Source organism: Terribacillus saccharophilus, from assembly GCF_000725365.1.
GTDB lineage: Bacteria > Bacillota > Bacilli > Bacillales > Amphibacillaceae > Terribacillus > Terribacillus saccharophilus.
In genome coordinates this window covers 3,275,339-3,292,892 of the sequence record NZ_CP008876.1, presented here as the reverse complement: position 1 = coordinate 3,292,892, position 17,554 = coordinate 3,275,339, and the positions used below count along the sequence as shown (strand labels likewise).

Sequence of the window (17,554 nt, the reverse complement as noted above, 5' to 3'; positions counted from 1 at the left end):
ATCCTTGTGCTTAAAAAAAGCCTGGAACGTTTAAACGTTCCAGGCTTTACTCCATTCCTACTATGTAAGGATGGAGACGGTGGGAGTCGAACCCACGTCCAAAGATAACGGCACTCAGGCATCTACGTGTGTATTCGCTATATTATAGTTCGCACACGCTTCGGCCTAACGACAGGCTTTCAGCGAGGCTAGCTTGATTGTCTTCTTCCGATTATCCGCAAGCCGAGAATAATGGCGTAGCCCACTTAAGTTTGAGACCCTCAAATCTGCCACATGGGCGATAGCAGCAAGGATCCACTAGTGCTGCTTACGCAGCTGCTAGAGAGTAGTTGTTGTTAGTTTTGCCAGTTATATTTAGGCGTAACGTTTTACGAGCCGTAACCTCGACACGCAGCCTGAGCTCGAACTATCCCTGTCGAATCCGTAACGTCCCCATGATATGGGGGCTACAGGAAGTAACCCGTTCTAAATCAGGATAATCAAATCCCAGACAACTTCCATTATATCATCTTTATTCGAAAATGCAAGTTTAGTAATCGCGGTCACGCATAGCACGATCTACATCGCGTTTCATCTGCTTTTGCTTGAGGTCTTCACGCTTATCATATTTCTTCTTCCCTTTACCGACACCTAATAATATCTTCGCAAAGCCGTCTTTGATATACATCTTTATCGGCACTAAGGAATAACCTTGCTGCTGCGTCTGACCAATTAGCTTATCGATCTGTTTGCGGTGCAATAATAACTTCCTTGTCCTTGTCGGATCATGATTAAATCGGTTCCCTTGTTCATAAGGGGAGATGTGCATATTGATGATACGCACCTCGCCACGGTCAATCCTTGCGAAACTATCCTTTAAATTTACGCGGCCGGCACGAATCGATTTGATCTCAGTACCTTGCAGGACGATTCCTGCTTCCATCGTTTCCTCAATCGCATATTCGAAATTAGCCTTCTTATTCTGTGCGAGTACTCTACCTTGTCCCTTAGCCATAGACTTCTTCCTCCTAACTACGAGCTTTATTTTATCAGAAACTGTATGATAATCCTAACGATTCATATACTGAATCGGGTATAGACAAGTGAACCCGATCGATTGGAGTGTACATAAATGACAACCATTAGACAATTGACAATAAATGATTATCAGGCAGTGCTTGCAATGCAAACAGGTATTGAGGATGACTATGTCCTCCGTATCTTCCCACAGCTGATTGAGAATTCAGCCCAAACTTTATTTGGCTTGATAACAGCAGAAGGTATTGCTGCAGTAGCCGGGGTGTACCGTTTACCGAATGGAAATGGGATACTCGGCCGATTGCGGAGTGATATACGTTTTCACTCCAAAGGAAATGCTACTTCTTTACTTCAGCATATTATTGCGTATTGCGAACAAGATCCAACTATGAATTGGCTCGGTGCTATCACCCTCAAGTCCAATCTACCTGCGCAGCGGGTGCTTGATAAACTTAATATACAGCCTGAGAGCTCCTTCATCAGTCTGTTGATGAAAGCCCCTGAAAGATTTATTGTCCCTTCTGCTGCACCTTGGGAATTGATCGAAGGAATAGATAGGAAGCGAGCTGTAATTGAACAAGCAGCTGTTGAAGCAAAAGCGGCTTTCTATCCATATGAGGCATATTTCCCGATCCCTTACGCTTCAGCCATATTAGAGGATGACTATATAGAAAAATTAGCTGTATTTCGTGATCCTAAATCCAGCCGCATCATGGCGATTCAAGAAGACTATAAGGGGCAGGATATAGCACAAATCCAATATTTCTGGCCAGATGTATTTCAACAAGACGGCTTATGGACTACTGTGTTCAACTATCTCAAGCAATCGGACAAGCAGCTGGTACCGCAGCTGGACGTGTCTCCCGAAACTGCCTCCAGCATACCTGCCGCCTTTCGCGACAGCTTCACGGAAAATAATGATCCTTGGCTCATTTATGGAAAATATATCAGATAACAAACGCCCCGACAATAAAGTCGGGGCGTTATTTTTATGGTCTTTTTCTTGTGTTGCGTTTCTTGCTTTTCTTTCCTCTTGCCGGTGGCTTCTTTTTACCTTTGTTCTTCGGCGGACGATGATCACCTGGTTTGTTCTTCTTTTCGGCTTTAATAATTGTAGGACGGTCACGATTCTCTCGCGGCTTACGCGGCTTCATGCCGACCACTTCGAAATCGATGATACGCTCTTCAATATTTACCTTCACAACGCGAATTGTGATTTCATCCCCGATACGGAATTGATTGCCTGTCCGTTCCCCGATCATCGCGTAACGCTTGTCATCGAAGTGGTAGAAATCATCTGTCAGGTAACTGACATGAACCAGACCTTCAATCGTATTCGGTAGCTCGACGAATAATCCGAAGCCTGTGACAGAGCTGATGACACCATCAAATTCCTCACCGACTTTATCTTGCATAAATTCTGCCTTTTTCAGATCATCTGTTTCCCGCTCTGCATCGACAGCAGCACGTTCTCGTTCCGAGGACTGTCTCGCGATCTCAGGCATCCGTTCTTTCCAGTGATCTTGTGTCTTTTTGTCCAGCTGATTGTTGACAATATACGTACGAATCAACCTGTGCACGATCAAATCCGGATAACGTCGGATTGGCGAAGTGAAATGTGTATAGAATTTCGTCGCCAGACCAAAGTGACCCAAGCCTTGCGGATCATATTTCGCCTGCTGCATTGAGCGCAGCATAAGTCGGTTGATGATCATTTCCTCCTGCGTTCCTCTTACCCGTTCCACGATTTTCTGCAAAGTCTGAGGATGAATATCCGAGGATGATCCTCTGACTGTATAGCCTAAACTCGTAATAAACTCGAAGAAATTCTGCAGCTTATCTGGATCCGGATCAGTATGAATCCTGTGGATAGCTGGTACATCCATCCAGTGAAAATGCTCCGCAACTGTTTCATTGGCAGCAAGCATGAATTCCTCAATCAGCTTCTCTGCAACAGAGCGCTCCCGAAGGATAACATCAATCGCCTTTCCTTCTTCATCAACAGCAACTCGCGCTTCTGGGAAATCAAAGTCGATTGCTCCCCGGTCCATCCGCTTCTTACGCAATGCAGCGGCGAGATCCTCCATTTGCTGGAACATAGGAACAAGATCCGAATAGCGGTCTTTCAGCTCCTGATCATCCTCTAGCAATATCCGGTTCACATCTCCATATGTCATCCGCTCATTCGTTTTGATGACACTTTGGTAAATCTCATGTTCCACCACTTCTCCTTGTGGTGTGATCTGCATATCACATGTCAAGGTAAGCCGGTCCACTTGTGGATTAAGAGAACAAATACCATTGGAAAGACGATGAGGGATCATCGGTATTACACGGTCGACAAGATAGACGCTCGTTGCTCGTTCCAAAGCTTCTTCATCAATTGGAGAGCCTTCTTCCACATAATAAGAGACGTCCGCAATGGAAACAACAAGACGATAGTTCCCATTTTCAAGACGGCTGACAGAAACCGCATCATCTAAATCCTTTGCGTCTGCACCATCTATGGTAACGGTCATCATATCTCTGATGTCCCGGCGGTTTTCTATCTCTGCAGGATCGATTGTATCTGGTGTATTCGCCGCCTGTTCCAGTACTTCCGGCGGGAATTCAGTGGAAATGCCATGCTTATAAATGATGGATAGTATATCAATACCCGGGTCGTTCTTATGACCAAGTATGCGAATAACTTCTCCTTCTGCACTCATGCGTCCTTCCGGATACTTTGTGATTCTTGCGATGACTTTGTGTCCATCAGTCGCTCCGCCTGATGCTCCACGCGGTATAAAGATATCGTTTGGGATACGTTTATCATCGGCAATAAGGAAGCCGAAACGGCCATTATCTTCATATGTACCGACAACCTCCGCTATTGCTCGCTCTAGTATCCGAACAACTTGTCCTTCGCGGCGCTGTCCGCCCTCGGCCTGATTTTCGATGCGTACCAGCACTATATCATTATTCATGGCAGACTGAAGATCGGAATAGTGGATATAAACATCAGCTACTCCCTCTTCATCTGGTATGAGGAAAGCAAAGCCTTTTGCATGCATCTGGATCTTTCCTCGCACGAGATTCAATTTTTCAGGCAGACCGAAGCGGTTGCTTCTCGTTCTTACAAGCTGTCCTTCTGTTTCCAGTTCATTCAGCCCTTTGACAAGGACAGTGAACTCACTTGCTTCATCGAGCGTTAATTGCTCCTCGATTTCTTCTACTGTTAACGGCTTAGCCGCATTTTCTTTGAAATAAGCCAATATTTTCTGTTTGATTTCTTCCATTATTGCTTCACCTTCTTTTCGGCTCTTTTTTCATCTAGTATGAACTATTCCCAATCAAGTGATTCGAGAAACTGATACACATCTTCATGCAGCTGTTCCTTTTCTTTCCCCATCGTAATAACGTGAGAAGAGTTATCGTACCACTTGATTTCTTTCAAATCTGACTCTGCGTGCTCATAAATGAAATTCGCACTTTCCGTGTTGATCATTTGGTCTTCTGTCGCTTGCACAGCGAACAGCGGTGCATAAATTTCATCTACATGCTTGCTCACATCAGTTATAAATGCTCCCAGACGCTGGAACATATCCGCAGTGGCAGGTGCCTCCATCAATTCAGCTAGTTCCTGCTCTATCGCCTGATTATCTTTTCCTTGCAGCTGTTTATGTTGTCTTGCATATAGCTTGAATCCTTTATTCAACTGGGTTTCGTTATCAAAGAACATCGGCGAACACATTGTTATAATGCCTTTTACAGGATACGAATAGGCAAGTTTTAAACCAAGTACTCCGCCAAGGGACAATCCAGCTACAGCTATTTTTTCATAACCTTTATCCTTCAGCTCCTGGTAAGCTGCCTGAACGTCCTCCCACCACTCATCAGAATTCGATGCAACGATATCATCAGGTGTTTTCCCATGACCGCGATAAATTGGAGCGTGAGCAGTGTACCCTTTCCCAGCAAGAAAACGGCCCATCATCCGCACATCAGCTGAATGACCAGTAAAGCCGTGCAGCAGCAGAACAGCTCGATCTCCTTTCCCCTCAAATGTGAACGGCTCTGGCTGTTTCATTGTGACCATATGTATCTCCCCTGTTATTTCTATATTATATAGTAGGTTTCCGCATTAGTTTTCCCTTCATCGGGAATAAATAATCCCCCACCACAGAAGTTGTGACGAGGGATGAAATTGGCTATTTGATTATTGCAAGACGTACGCCAAAAGGAACGTCAAAATGAAAAGAATTACTCCTGTAACAATTGTTCCACGATGGAGGAACAAGTCCAGTCCACGGGCTTTCTGTTTACCGAACAATTGCTCTGCCCCGCCAGATATCGCTCCGGACAAACCTGCACTCTTACCAGATTGTAAAAGGACTAACGCGATAAGCGCAATGGCATCGATTATTAATAGAACTACTAAAGTTGTCTGCATCCCAGCACCTCCTATAACAGCAAATACCTATGTCAACTGTAGCATACGTGTCAGATAATTGGCAAGATGTTCTTGTCCAATCGACGATATGCGACAAAACTATGAACTATTATTGCAGAAAATGAATTTATATGGAGATTTTTGAACTTTTTTGGTTGCAAGCTGAAACCGTTTCCTTTATAGTGTACTTAAGTTCAGGAGGAGGTTATGGAAATGCTTACACCTGAGCGGCAGGAAATGCTCTTACAGATGCTGCAAGAGCAGCGCGTTGTAACAATTCCAGAGTTCGTGAAAGCAACAGACGCTTCCATCTCGACAATACGCCGAGACCTGATTGAACTGGAGAAGCAGAAGCTGCTTCAGCGAGTTCATGGCGGAGCAACGATTGTTTCTTCATTAAGTTATGAAATGAGCTATACGGAAAAAGAAACACAAAACCAAACTGGAAAGCAGAACATCGCCGCTTATGCTGCAAGTCTTGTCGGTGAAGATGAATGCATCTTCTTGGATGCAGGTACGACAACATATCAAATGATTCCTTTTTTATCTGGCAGAAATGTAACCGTCGTCACAAATGGTTTGACACATTTGGAGGCGCTGTATGAAAAGGACATTACCGTGTATGTAACCGGCGGATTAGTAAAGGATAAAACGAGGACTTTGATCGGCCGAGGTGCAATGACAGCCCTCGCTCAATATCGTTTTGATAAATGTTTTCTCGGGACCAATGGTGTTCATCCGGAAAACGGCTATACAACCCCAGACCCGGAGGAAGCGGCCATTAAACGTCAGGCATTGCTTCGATCAGATGAAACTTTCGTTTTAGCTGACCGCAGTAAACTGGACAAGACAACCTTCGCGCATATAGCGGATCTGACAGAAGCGACACTTGTCGTAGACACTGTCAGTTCAAAACAGCATACTGCTTACAAGAAATTTACATCAATAAAGGTTGTGGACTCATGAATTACACATGTACGCTGAACCCATCCATCGACTATATCATGCATGTGGACGGCTTCAAGGCAGAAGATTTGAACCGTGCCACAGAGACAGCATACTTTGCTGGCGGAAAAGGTATTAATGTTTCCCGCTTGCTAAAACGATTGGATGTGGACACAACAGCATTAGGATATATCGGTGGTTTCACCGGAGCCTTCATTAGGGAAACGCTTGAAAGTGCTGGCATTGAACATCAGTTCATCGAAATCAATGAACCGACACGTGTTAATGTGAAACTTAAGTCCGGCGGAGAAACAGAGATTAATGGACCCGGACCATCCATTACAACAGAACAGCTTGCTTTGCTTTTTGAACAAATTAGAAGCCTCGGGAAACAGGATGCTCTGGTTGCAGCAGGAAATGCCCCCGGCTCCGTTCCGGCTGACATCTATGCAAGGATGGCTGATATCTGTGAAGAGAATGGAACTAGATTCATCGCTGATACATCGAGTGCTGCCCTTCGTGACTTAATCGGCAAGCGTATGTTCCTCGTAAAGCCAAACCATCATGAATTGGGTGAGCTTTTCGATACAACAATCTCTTCTATTGAAGACATTGTCAGCTACGCACGTAAGCTGCACGAAACAGGCATCGAAAACGTTATCGTTTCAATGGGTGGTGAAGGTGCCATCTTTGTGAACAAGGATCATGCTTGGAAAGCCCAGACACCAAAAGGAACAGTTAAGAACTCTGTTGGTGCTGGCGATAGTATGGTGGCAGGCTTCTTGGCCGCATATGAAAAATCAGGTGATTACAAACAAGCTTTCACCTACGCAGTAGCAGCAGGAAGTGCTACGGCATTCAGTGATGACCTCGGCGAGAGACAATATATAGAAGAATTAGTCAGCCAAGTCAAACTCACATCTATTTAAGAGGGGTGTTAATCATGCGCATTACAGAACTACTTACAAAAGATACGGTTATTTTGCAGCTTCAATCCCAATCAAAAGCAGATGTGATTGAAGAGCTTGTTTCCAAACTGGACCAAGCTGGCAAGTTGAATGATAAAGCAGGATTCAAAGATGCAATTCTTGCTCGTGAAGCACAATCTACCACAGGAATTGGCGAAGGAATTGCTATTCCGCATGGTAAATCCGCTGCCGTTAAAACACCGGCTATCGCTTTCGGTCGTTCTAAGGAAGGCTTGGATTATGAAGCGTTGGATGGAAAGCCATCCCATCTATTCTTTATGATTGCAGCTTCTGAAGGAGCCAATCAGACGCATTTGGAAACATTGTCCCGACTTTCTTCTTTCTTAATGGATAGCACATTCCGCTCTAACATTGAAAATGCTGAAACGGAAGAACAAATCATGTCTATCATCGATGCGAAGGAAAAAGAAGAGCTAGGTGAAGAAGAGGAACAAGAAAATCCAGCTGTAGAATTGGCACAGGATGCACCAGGCACACAAGGTAAAGTACTAGCCATTACTGCTTGCCCTACTGGTATCGCACATACCTTCATGGCTGCAGATAAGCTGAAGCAAACAGCAGCCGAGATGAATGTGCCGATTAAAGTACAAACAAATGGAGCTGGCGGAGTCAAAAACCGTCTGACTGATGAAGATATTAAAGATGCAACTGCTATTATCGTTGCAGCTGATGTCAATGTCGATCTTAGCCCATTCGACGGCAAACACGTTTTGCAAGTACCAGTTGGACGTGCGTTGAAAATACCAAAAGAATTGATTGAAAAAGCACTTTCTCAAGATGCACCAGTACATCATAACAGTGGTGGCGGCTCAGAAGCAGCTGCAGAAGGCGGACAGAAGAAAGAACAGCGTTCCGGATTCTACAAGCACATCATGAATGGTGTTTCTAATATGCTTCCATTCGTTGTCGGCGGCGGTATCCTGATCGCACTAAGCATTCTTTTCGGTGAGTTGTTCCCAGACAGCCGTTTTGCAGAGATGCTGAATGAAATCGGAAGCAGCCAGGCGTTCTTCCTGATCGTACCTGTACTTGCTGGTTTCATTTCCAGCAGTATTGCTGACAAACCTGGTTTCGCACCTGGTGCTATCGGCGGTTTGATTGCTGTTACTTATGGTCATGGTGACGCGACTAGTTCCGGATTCCTTGGCGGGTTAATTGCAGGTTTCCTAGCTGGTTATGTAACACTTGGTATTAAAAAAGCACTATCTGGTCTTCCTCCTGTATTGGAAGGGTTGAAAACGATTCTCTTCTTCCCTGTATTAAGTATTTTCATTACAGGTATGATCATGCTATTGATCAATCCTTCTTTGACACAAGTTTATGTAGCACTTTCTAACTTCCTGGAAGGTCTTGGAGGCACGAATTTAGTTCTGGTAGGAATCGTTCTTGGTGCCATGATGGCAATTGATATGGGCGGTCCGATCAACAAAGCAGCTTATACTTTCGGTATCGCCATGCTTGATGCGGGCAACTTGGAATTCATGGCTGCTGTTATGGCCGGTGGTATGGTACCGCCGCTAGGACTAGCGCTGGCAACTTCCCTATTCCGCCACAAGTTTACGAAACAAGAAAGAGAAACAGGTAAGACAGCATACGTGCTGGGCGCATTCTTCATCTCAGAAGGTGTTATTCCATTCGCAGCTGCTGACCCGCTTCGTGTCATTCCAGCAACAGCAATCGGTGCTGCAGTAGCAGGAGGTCTATCTGCCTTCTTCGCAATTGGTCTGAATGCACCACATGGCGGTATTATCTCAGCAAGCCTGGTAGATGGAAATCCATTGCTTTACTTCCTTTCCATCATTATTGGTGCATTTGTCACAGCTATTATTGTAGGACTATTGAAAAAAGACCTAAGAAAAGTATAAAATAAGATAGAATGAAAGCATTCACAAAAATAAGGATGAAAGCATTCACATAACAAAAACTTTGGAGGTATTTACCATGGCAGAAAAAACAATGACTATCACAGATGAGACTGGCGTTCACGCTCGTCCGGCAACAATCTTAGTAAATAAAGCGGGCGGATTCAAATCCGACATCCAGCTTGCATACAACGGTAAAAGCGTTAACCTTAAATCTATCATGGGTGTTATGAGCCTAGGTATTCCACAAGGTGCTGAAATCACGATCTCTGCTGAAGGCGACGATGCAGAAGAAGCAGTCAACACAATTGCGGAAACAATCAAAAGCGAAGGCCTAGGAGAATAATTCCGATGAGCATGATAAACGGAATTGCAGCTTCAAATGGTATTGCTATTGCAAAAGCATACCATTTGGCTGTACCAGACCTCTCTTTCGATAAGACAACTGTTGCGAATGCGGAAGAAGAGATCAGCCGTTTGGATGCTGCCCTCGAGATCAGCAAAAAAGAGTTGGAGAAAATCCGCGAGAATGCTCGTGTGTCACTTGGCGACGAGCATGCCGAGATTTTCTCGGCTCATTTGCTTGTCTTGGCAGATCCAGAACTGATCAATCCTGTGAAAGACAACGTTCGCAATAATAACATTAATGCAGAAGCTGCTCTTGATGAGACAGCTACAATGTTCATCGACATGTTCCGCAGCATGGACAATGAATATATGAAAGAACGCGCTGCTGACATCCAGGATGTTACAAAACGCGTTATGGCACACCTTTTACAGGTATCCTTCCCGGATCCTGCACTTATAGACGAAGAAGTTATCATTATCGCTGAGGACCTGACTCCTTCTGATACAGCACAGCTAAACAAACAGTTTGTGAAAGGGTTTACAACTGATATCGGCGGACGTACTTCCCACTCTGCCATTATGGCTCGTTCCCTTGAAATTCCTGCTGTTGTTGGTACGAAGTCCATCACATCTTCAGCTGCAAATGACGTTATGATTATTGTTGATGGTATTGAAGGTACTGTTATCATCGATCCAACAGAAGATGAACTAGCAACATACAGAGCAAAACAAGAAGCTTTCGAACAGCAAAAGCAAGAATGGGCGAAGCTGAAGAACGAACCGACTATTACAACAGACGGTGTTCATGTAGAGCTTGTTGCTAATATCGGTACGCCAGAAGACGTTATCGGCGTTCAAAACAATGGCGGCGAAGGTGTTGGCCTTTACCGTACAGAATTCCTTTACATGGGTAAGAGTGAGCTTCCAAGTGAGGACGAGCAGTTTGAATCCTACAAAGCTGTACTTGAAAACATGGGAGACAAGCCTGTCGTAGTTCGTACATTGGATATCGGCGGCGACAAAGAGCTAAGCTACTTGCAGCTTCCAAAAGAAATGAACCCGTTCCTAGGCTACCGCGCTATCCGCCTTTGCCTAGAGCGTGATGATATCTTCCGTGTTCAGCTTCGTGCTCTACTGCGTGCAAGTGTATACGGTAACTTGAAGATCATGTTCCCTATGATCGCTACATTGGAAGAGTTCCGCCAAGCAAAAGCTATCCTACTTGAAGAGAAAGATAAGCTTGTAGCAGATGGCGTGTCAGTCTCTGATTCTATCGAGATTGGTATCATGGTTGAGATCCCTTCTACTGCAGTTGCTGCGAAGCAATTCGCGAAGGAAGTTGATTTCTTCAGCGTTGGAACAAACGACTTGATCCAGTACACAATGGCAGCTGACCGTATGAATGAACGCGTAAGCTACTTGTACCAGCCATACCACCCAGCAATCCTGAACCTAGTGCATAATGTTATTGAAGCAGCACATGCAGAAGGCAAATGGGCTGGCATGTGTGGTGAGATGGCAGGCGATGCAATTGCAATCCCGCTTCTTCTAGGTCTTGGCCTTGATGAATTCAGCATGAGCGCAACAAGCATCTTGCCAGCAAGAACACAAATCACGAAGCTTTCCAAAGCAGAAATGCAGGAGCTAAGTCAAGAAGCATTGACTCTTAGCACTGCTGATGAAGTGGAACAGCTTGTCCGTCAAAAGACAGGCCAATAAGAAACAGCTCTCCGTAATGGAGAGCTGTTTTCTTTATAGATATTGTGATACTACTTCCACCGTTGTCTCTTTAGCCTTCCTAATTACATCTTCCGCTTTCATCTCATAATACTCCGGTCGAAATAACTCTACAGTTACTGCCCCATCATAGCCTTTTTCCTTCAGCACAGATAGAATTCCTTCCAAATCAATCGCTCCGTGTCCTGGCCATACACGATCTTCGTCCACAAGGTTTCCAATCGGAAAGTCTTCTGTATCATCCATATGAAGAATGAAAATCTTAGATATATCCGCCTGTTTTAGTGCATCAAAGCTTGAACCCATTGCGTGGAAATGGAAGCAATCTAGAACTAAACCTACGTTCGGGTTATCAACCGTCTGAATTATATCGTAAGCTTGCTCGAATGTATTGATCGTACACTCTGGGTGGCCGACAAATTCCAATGCCAACTTAATCCCGTACGGTTCTGCAAGACCGGCTAATTCATTCAGGACATCCACACTGCTCGCTTTGATATCTTTCTTAAGTATTTTTTCCTTGGTTACTAGCGGAACTACAACGATGTAAGGCACTTGTAATTTGTCCGCATAATCCAGCATTTGCTTAAATTCATTTAGCAGTACCTGATAATCTTCGTTACTGCGATTATTAAAGTATACAAGTGCATTGAGTGCCAGCGGTTTTATATGATGCTCCTTGAAATATTCTGCTAATTGATCCAAAGAATGCTGCTCCAGATACTCTGGTAGCTTGTCCATCGTACGGATTTCGATATAGTCATAGCCATGCTGTTCACATAAATCGAGGTCAGTTGCTAGATTTGAATTTTCCAGTGTTGTAGCTTGATTAAAACCTAGTTTCATCATAATCCTCCTATTTCATTCCTACATCTGCTTGTAATATCTTCATAGTTGTTTCCAATTTATCTTAAAGCTTGAGCTTCTGCTGTTTCTTCCTTACTATAGAAAGCAGGCATACTCTCCAGCTCTATCGGCTCTCTCTGACCGGATTCTTGCGCTTTCAGACATGCATCAGATGTAACTGCAGCTACATACCCCTCCCAAGCAGAAGGACCCTGCAACGCCTCTTGTTTGGCTACCTGATTGATAAACGCTTGTATTTCCTTATCATAGGCATCTTGGAAACGCACCTTCCAATCTTGTAAGACATCCGTGCTTTGTTTTCCATTATTGCGTATGTTAAGGCTTTCCGTCTCGGGCAGACTTACGATTCCCTCTTCCCCTACTACTTCACATTGAATGTCATATCCGTATTTGATATTAACAGACACTTCTGCTTGGATAAGTACACCGGATTCCGTTTCAAGTAAGATGACTTGCGGATCACGCAAATGTGGGAGTGCATGTTTATTTTTTCGTGGATATAGCACTTGAACAGAGATATAATTGTCTCCTAACAGCCAGTGCAGAATGTTTATTTCGTGGATCAAGGTATCCGTAATTGCCATATCTGTGGTGTAGGCCGCATCCACTTCTGGAGCACGATGAGCGCATTTAATCATGAGCGGTTCCCCTACCAATTTGGAATCAACAGCTTGTTTCAGCTGCTCATAGCCTTTGTCGAACTGCCTCATAAAGCCAACTTGCACAATACGCTTCCCATATTCCATTTCATCCTGCATGATTGTTTTGCAGCCTTTTGCGGTAACGGAAAGAGGTTTTTCGCAGAAGACATATTTCCCGGCTTCTATTGCTTTACGGACTGTTGCTTCGTGTGCTGGTCCGATGCTTGTGACAAATATCGCATCTACTTCCTCTGCATCTATCAATGCTTGATCATCTGGATAAAAGTTTGCTTCAATACCTAGTTCATTAAGAGCCTCTTCTGCTGCTGCAGGATTAACATCTGAAACAGCCGTAATCTTCGCTCCTGATAATCTTTGTTCCACCCTATTCATATGCTCTTTTCCAATAGCACCTGTTCCAATTACTCCGATTCTTACTGTCATCTTGTTCTCCTCCTAAATGGCATGTTCCCCTCCGAAAAGGAGGTCATGAGCGAGTAGCATTTCGCCTTCTATTTGGGTTAATAGCTTCTTATTCTAAGTAAAGAATTTCTTTCTCTTGCTATACCCGTTTTCGCCTTTTAGAACACTAGTGACCAATCTAACAACGGTCAAAGAAAAAGCGGGACATTCGATTAATCTATCGAAAGTCCCGCTTTAGTATTTATATCTTAAGGATTTGTTGACCACAGACCAGCAGACTTAATAAATGTGCGGCTGTTTAATTTCAGCTGTGCCACGACAAACTCTGCAATGTCCTCAGACTGCATCACTTTTTCAGGATTGCCATCTGTCAGCTTGTTTTCAAATGCCAAGTCGGTTGCCACTGTACTTGGTGTCAAGGCTGTTACTCGAATGTTGTGCTTGCGCACTTCCATTGCAAGTGATTCAGTCAATCCTAGCACACCGAATTTCGATGCACTGTAAGCACTTGTAGCAGGCGCACCTTTTTGACCAGCTGTAGATGATATGTTAATGATGTCTCCTGATTTTTGCTCGATCAAGTCCGGCAGTACTGCGCGTGTGACGTTGTACACACCCATCAGGTTTACATCAATGATATGCTTCCATTCTTCCGGATCAAGATCCATGAATCCGCCAAACTTCGCGATACCAGCATTATTGATTAAGATATCAATGCCGCCTAGTTCGTCTTTCACCTTGTTGACTGCTGCTGTGACATCTTCCAAATTGGAAACATCCGCTGCAGCATAAGCTGTTTTTACTTCACCAAGATTTTCTGTTACTGCTTTAATATGTTCTTCAGAACGGCCAATTAAGCCGACATGAGCGCCTTCTGCTGCAAGTGCCTCTGCAATTGCTTTCCCAATGCCGCGTCCTCCGCCTGTAATGATAGCTTTTTTACCTTGTAATGATTGTGCCATTATGTATTTCCTCCTTCAATAAAACCATTCTTTATATTATCAGCATGATGCAGGCTCAACAAGAGTTTTGCTCATCACTGATAATATGAGATTGGTTCAATAAACACTGTTCTAAAATCCTTTTGTATTATTCGTCTTTTCACCAAAAACATACCTTGATAGTCACTAGTAAATTCCTATTCAAAAGAGGATAAGTTATAAGCCTTTTCAACTACATCATAAAAAAAGATAATCTGCCTTTGAAATAAAAAAAGCCAGCATTATATGCTGGCCTTATACTATTATTTTATGGAGCAATTAACATTCAAATTTATAATGTTGATTCAATAAATTCCAGTGTTTTTTCGATAATAATTTGCTGGTCAAAATCAAGGGTTGCAACATGATAGCTGTTTCTTAATGGATATAATATCTTTCTTTCAGCTGCAATCTCATCATGGATGAGCTGCGCATTTGCCGGTGGGACTACATGATCCTCATCTGATACAAAAATTAATGCAGGACATGTAACCTTGGAAAGGTCCCTTCTCACCTTCTCCATTAACTGCAAGATCTCTTTAACAGATTGAACCGGCGTTTTTTCATAAGCTAGCTCTTTTACTTGAGGATCTTTTATATCAGAGCCAATAGCATCAAGATATCTTACTTCTCCTAACTCATGAACATTTTCCATCGATGGTACGGTTACTGCTGCATTGATTGGAATGATTGCATGAATATCCGGATACTTCTCCGCCATATATAGTGTCAGTGTGCCTCCCATCGATAGTCCTGTGACAAAGATCGTATATACTTCATTCCTATTCCTCCAATAGTGTATATCACTAATGTATTGGACAAATAGAAATCGTAAACTATTATAGTTCGTCAAATATTGCAGTCTGATGATAAAATGAAATTATTACCAATTTACTAGGAGCTGAAATAGATGGAAGAGTTATTAAAAGCATTACCCTCACTGCTTGGGGTTCTAATCGGGGGATTAATTACATTTTTTGTTCAGAATACAACCGTACGCAAACAGCAGAAGTGGGAAGCAAGAAAAATAGAAATAGATATATATTATAAAGAACAAACTCTAAAGTTTCAGACATTCAATAAAATCTTACAGCTAAATAGATTTTGTAATGTTCTTGAGTATGATATACATTACGGTCCTGAATTGAATGAAAAAAACTACAGAAAGCATATTAGACCACTACTTTTCGATATTTTTCATTTATTAGAGAATAGTTTAGCAAAAGACATAAATAATATTGAAGAGATTTACGAGAGACAACATGCAGTAGGAGAAGAATACTCTGAAGATAAAAAAGCTTTAAGTGAAAGTTATCAGAACATAATAAAGTCAATCAATGGGCAGTTTAAATTGTTAAGAGAATCAAAGCATTTGAGCCGAGGGCATAAGAATTATTCCTAACTGAGATACTATTTCGTTTAACAATGATCTGTTCGATTTAGTGCGGTGTCTTTTGTCCGTATTATGTACCCACTGTATAAATATTCTAGTATTGGTAGAATAAAAGCACAGGAGGTGAGAATATGAAAACACAAATCTATCTAAAAAGCGCAGTTAACATAACTGAAAGACCTACTGAGATTGAAGGAGTTTCTGCTGAAGCTGATAAGTTCATAAGAGACAACCAAGATAAAATTGTTGAAGTAGAATTGGCCAAAGTTAAAAAATGGGAAACATTTTGGTATGCAATCACAATCCATTATATAGATGAAGAATAATAAAAAGGTACTCTATTATGAGTACCTTTTCTGCTTATGAAAATATTAGAGCAGCTATAAGTAGATTCAGTCCGTTGTTTTCTACAAGAGCTTTTCTTCTGTAATCACTGCCGTTATACGTGTGAAACCATTCCTCGAGGTAATCCTCAGTTTCTTGTTTCTTTGCGAAATCTGCTAAATCTGGCATATCGTATTTTTCGCCTAAGTACTTGAATAATGCTCTGTTCAAACATTTTTCTTCCACTAATGAAATTTCTTCTTTGGCACCTCGGTCTATCAAATGATTGATAAATAAAGTTGGTGTTTCTAAATGTTTACTACTATTCATATGTACTCCCCTTATTCTTTTGATCGTTTAAACATTAATGCGTAACGTGCTAATTTGATTTCTTCAATTTGATAATCACTATTAGACATACTATCGTATTCTGGAACTACGTTCACCAATTCCCAACCTTGGTCTCCATATTTATTAATCAAATCTATTGCGTCACTAGAAATTATTGATTCAAATACTTTATCAGATGTATATTCCCATTTCGTCATAATATCACTTCCAATGTATTAATTCGACATATGGTTACATTTTCCTGCATTTAAACAACAATAGTTCGTCACTGGTTACTTGCTTGTTGTTTTTGTGATGATCCATTCAAAATATAAAGAAAACCGCCTAGCTCGTTAAAGCTGACAGTTATTTAAAAAGTTCATTATAAGAATATTCTTATTGTGGTAATCTGTATGAAAAGGGATAATTTTGAAGAGGGGGATATCTAATGAATATGAATAGCTTTAATGCCATTCAAATTGCTTATACGAAAACGTATCATAACGCTTGTGATTTAATCGAGGAATCAAAATTGCTTCTGGACAACGAAAGATATGCAAGAGCACATCTGTTAGCTCACATTGCGATAGAAGAAATGGCTCGTTGCGTTATGCTTTCATCCGCCATTATGAAATTCAAAATAAGGTCATTAAACGTCAAAAAGCTTAGAAACAGGGAAACGAATCATAAAGATAAAATACAGCTTGCTTATTCCATGGTCGAACACATGAAAGGCTATACTAGTCCTTTAAGTGAGCAAGACCGTTTGGAAATATTGGCTAAAAGTGCTGTTGCTCTTATCGGTCAACATATTATTACTGACCAAGAAATAGATAAGCTGAATGATCTGAAGAATTCTTCATTTTATACCGACCATTACGGAAATGAGACCAAAAAACCAAGTGAAGTAATTACAAAAGAACTGGCAACAGAAATGTTTAATTCTGCAGCCGTATTCAGAGATTATATTTCCTTTAATAATTGGCATGAAGGAAATGGTCTGATTGATCTTGTACGAAATATGGATAACGAAAGTTTGACATCCGTAAAAAACATATATTTCGAAGGACATAAAACTTTTTAAACGGACACTGCTCGATTTAGGGCGGTGTCTTTTCTGTATCTATACGAACAAAAAGAAAACCATACTAAACACAAAAGAGACTGGGGAGGTCCCTCGTTAATTAGTTATTGTATCCATGAAATCTCATGGCACAATCATCCTGATCTTTGCATACCCAAACTTTTTTCTGAACTTCTTTCCAA

At 42.2% G+C, this 17,554-nt stretch carries 19 protein-coding genes and 1 other RNA gene; 9 read left to right on the top strand and 11 right to left on the bottom strand.

The window, feature by feature from the left end; translation table 11 throughout:
• Positions 1 to 68: 68 nt before the first annotated feature.
• Positions 69 to 434: a transfer-messenger RNA gene (ssrA, locus tag GZ22_RS18315) on the bottom strand.
• A gap of 95 nt (positions 435 to 529) precedes the next feature.
• Positions 530 to 994 (bottom strand): SsrA-binding protein SmpB, encoded by a 465-nt coding sequence (smpB, locus tag GZ22_RS16325; protein ID WP_038564783.1) that lies wholly within the window; start codon positions 992 to 994, stop codon positions 530 to 532.
• A gap of 117 nt (positions 995 to 1,111) precedes the next feature.
• Between smpB and GZ22_RS16320 the strand changes: the two genes are divergently transcribed.
• Positions 1,112 to 1,972, top strand: coding sequence for a GNAT family N-acetyltransferase (locus GZ22_RS16320; protein WP_038564780.1), 861 nt, complete (start codon positions 1,112 to 1,114; stop codon positions 1,970 to 1,972).
• A 34-nt stretch (positions 1,973 to 2,006) separates the two neighbouring features.
• Here GZ22_RS16320 and rnr read toward each other — a convergent pair whose 3' ends face one another.
• The 3 genes from rnr to secG all read right to left on the bottom strand — a co-directional run bounded on the left by rnr (position 2,007) and on the right by secG (position 5,449).
• Positions 2,007 to 4,295 carry a ribonuclease R gene (rnr, locus tag GZ22_RS16315; protein ID WP_038564778.1) on the bottom strand — a complete coding sequence of 763 codons (2,289 nt, stop codon included), beginning with the start codon at positions 4,293 to 4,295 and terminating at the stop codon, positions 2,007 to 2,009.
• Between the two features lie 44 nt (positions 4,296 to 4,339).
• Positions 4,340 to 5,095, bottom strand: coding sequence for an alpha/beta hydrolase (locus tag GZ22_RS16310; protein WP_038564775.1), 756 nt, complete (start codon positions 5,093 to 5,095; stop codon positions 4,340 to 4,342).
• Between the two features lie 120 nt (positions 5,096 to 5,215).
• On the bottom strand, positions 5,216 to 5,449 hold the full coding sequence (secG, locus tag GZ22_RS16305; protein ID WP_038564772.1) for a preprotein translocase subunit SecG: 234 nt from the start codon (positions 5,447 to 5,449) through the stop codon (positions 5,216 to 5,218).
• A gap of 207 nt (positions 5,450 to 5,656) precedes the next feature.
• On the opposite strand from secG, the gene GZ22_RS16300 reads away from it, so the two are divergent.
• The 5 genes from GZ22_RS16300 to ptsP all read left to right on the top strand — a co-directional run bounded on the left by GZ22_RS16300 (position 5,657) and on the right by ptsP (position 11,312).
• Positions 5,657 to 6,415, top strand: coding sequence for a DeoR/GlpR family DNA-binding transcription regulator (locus GZ22_RS16300; protein ID WP_245609686.1), 759 nt, complete (start codon positions 5,657 to 5,659; stop codon positions 6,413 to 6,415).
• A complete protein-coding gene (gene pfkB / locus GZ22_RS16295; RefSeq protein WP_038564769.1) occupies positions 6,412 to 7,323 on the top strand; it encodes a 1-phosphofructokinase in 912 nt (303 codons plus the stop codon). Before GZ22_RS16300 ends, pfkB begins: the two co-directional genes overlap by 4 nt.
• A gap of 14 nt (positions 7,324 to 7,337) precedes the next feature.
• On the top strand, positions 7,338 to 9,248 hold the full coding sequence (locus GZ22_RS16290) for a PTS fructose transporter subunit IIABC (protein ID WP_038564766.1): 1,911 nt from the start codon (positions 7,338 to 7,340) through the stop codon (positions 9,246 to 9,248).
• A gap of 76 nt (positions 9,249 to 9,324) precedes the next feature.
• Entirely contained in the window at positions 9,325 to 9,591 is a 267-nt protein-coding gene (locus tag GZ22_RS16285; RefSeq protein WP_038564763.1) for a phosphocarrier protein HPr, read from the top strand.
• A gap of 5 nt (positions 9,592 to 9,596) precedes the next feature.
• Entirely contained in the window at positions 9,597 to 11,312 is a 1,716-nt protein-coding gene (gene ptsP, locus GZ22_RS16280; protein WP_038564761.1) for a phosphoenolpyruvate--protein phosphotransferase, read from the top strand.
• Between the two features lie 33 nt (positions 11,313 to 11,345).
• Here the strand turns inward: ptsP and GZ22_RS16275 are convergent, their stop codons facing one another.
• From GZ22_RS16275 to GZ22_RS16260, 4 genes are all read right to left on the bottom strand, one after another.
• The gene (locus GZ22_RS16275) at positions 11,346 to 12,176 is read right to left on the bottom strand and encodes a sugar phosphate isomerase/epimerase family protein (protein ID WP_038564758.1); all 831 of its coding nucleotides are present in this window, start codon (positions 12,174 to 12,176) and stop codon (positions 11,346 to 11,348) included.
• Positions 12,177 to 12,235: 59 nt separating this feature from the next.
• The gene (gene iolG / locus GZ22_RS16270) at positions 12,236 to 13,282 is read right to left on the bottom strand and encodes a bifunctional inositol 2-dehydrogenase/D-chiro-inositol 1-dehydrogenase (protein WP_038564755.1); all 1,047 of its coding nucleotides are present in this window, start codon (positions 13,280 to 13,282) and stop codon (positions 12,236 to 12,238) included.
• A gap of 227 nt (positions 13,283 to 13,509) precedes the next feature.
• On the bottom strand, positions 13,510 to 14,223 hold the full coding sequence (locus tag GZ22_RS16265) for a 3-ketoacyl-ACP reductase (RefSeq protein ID WP_038564751.1): 714 nt from the start codon (positions 14,221 to 14,223) through the stop codon (positions 13,510 to 13,512).
• Between the two features lie 310 nt (positions 14,224 to 14,533).
• Entirely contained in the window at positions 14,534 to 15,094 is a 561-nt protein-coding gene (locus tag GZ22_RS16260) for an alpha/beta hydrolase (protein WP_425427787.1), read from the bottom strand.
• A 57-nt stretch (positions 15,095 to 15,151) separates the two neighbouring features.
• Here GZ22_RS16260 and GZ22_RS16255 point away from each other — a divergent pair, with 57 nt between their 5' ends.
• Together GZ22_RS16255 and GZ22_RS16250 are read left to right on the top strand one after the other, a co-directional pair.
• A complete protein-coding gene (locus tag GZ22_RS16255; protein WP_038564748.1) occupies positions 15,152 to 15,643 on the top strand; it encodes a hypothetical protein in 492 nt (163 codons plus the stop codon).
• A gap of 122 nt (positions 15,644 to 15,765) precedes the next feature.
• Positions 15,766 to 15,960: a hypothetical protein gene (locus GZ22_RS16250; RefSeq protein ID WP_038564745.1), complete on the top strand. Its 195-nt coding sequence runs from the start codon at positions 15,766 to 15,768 to the stop codon at positions 15,958 to 15,960.
• Between the two features lie 34 nt (positions 15,961 to 15,994).
• On the opposite strand, the gene GZ22_RS16245 is transcribed toward GZ22_RS16250, so the two are convergent.
• Positions 15,995 to 16,288 carry a hypothetical protein gene (locus GZ22_RS16245; protein WP_038564741.1) on the bottom strand — a complete coding sequence of 98 codons (294 nt, stop codon included), beginning with the start codon at positions 16,286 to 16,288 and terminating at the stop codon, positions 15,995 to 15,997.
• An 11-nt stretch (positions 16,289 to 16,299) separates the two neighbouring features.
• Positions 16,300 to 16,506 carry a DUF4177 domain-containing protein gene (locus GZ22_RS16240; protein WP_038564738.1) on the bottom strand — a complete coding sequence of 69 codons (207 nt, stop codon included), beginning with the start codon at positions 16,504 to 16,506 and terminating at the stop codon, positions 16,300 to 16,302.
• Positions 16,507 to 16,736: 230 nt separating this feature from the next.
• On the opposite strand from GZ22_RS16240, the gene GZ22_RS16235 reads away from it, so the two are divergent.
• A complete protein-coding gene (locus tag GZ22_RS16235) occupies positions 16,737 to 17,372 on the top strand; it encodes an AbiV family abortive infection protein (RefSeq protein ID WP_038564735.1) in 636 nt (211 codons plus the stop codon).
• Positions 17,373 to 17,554 lie beyond the last annotated feature (182 nt).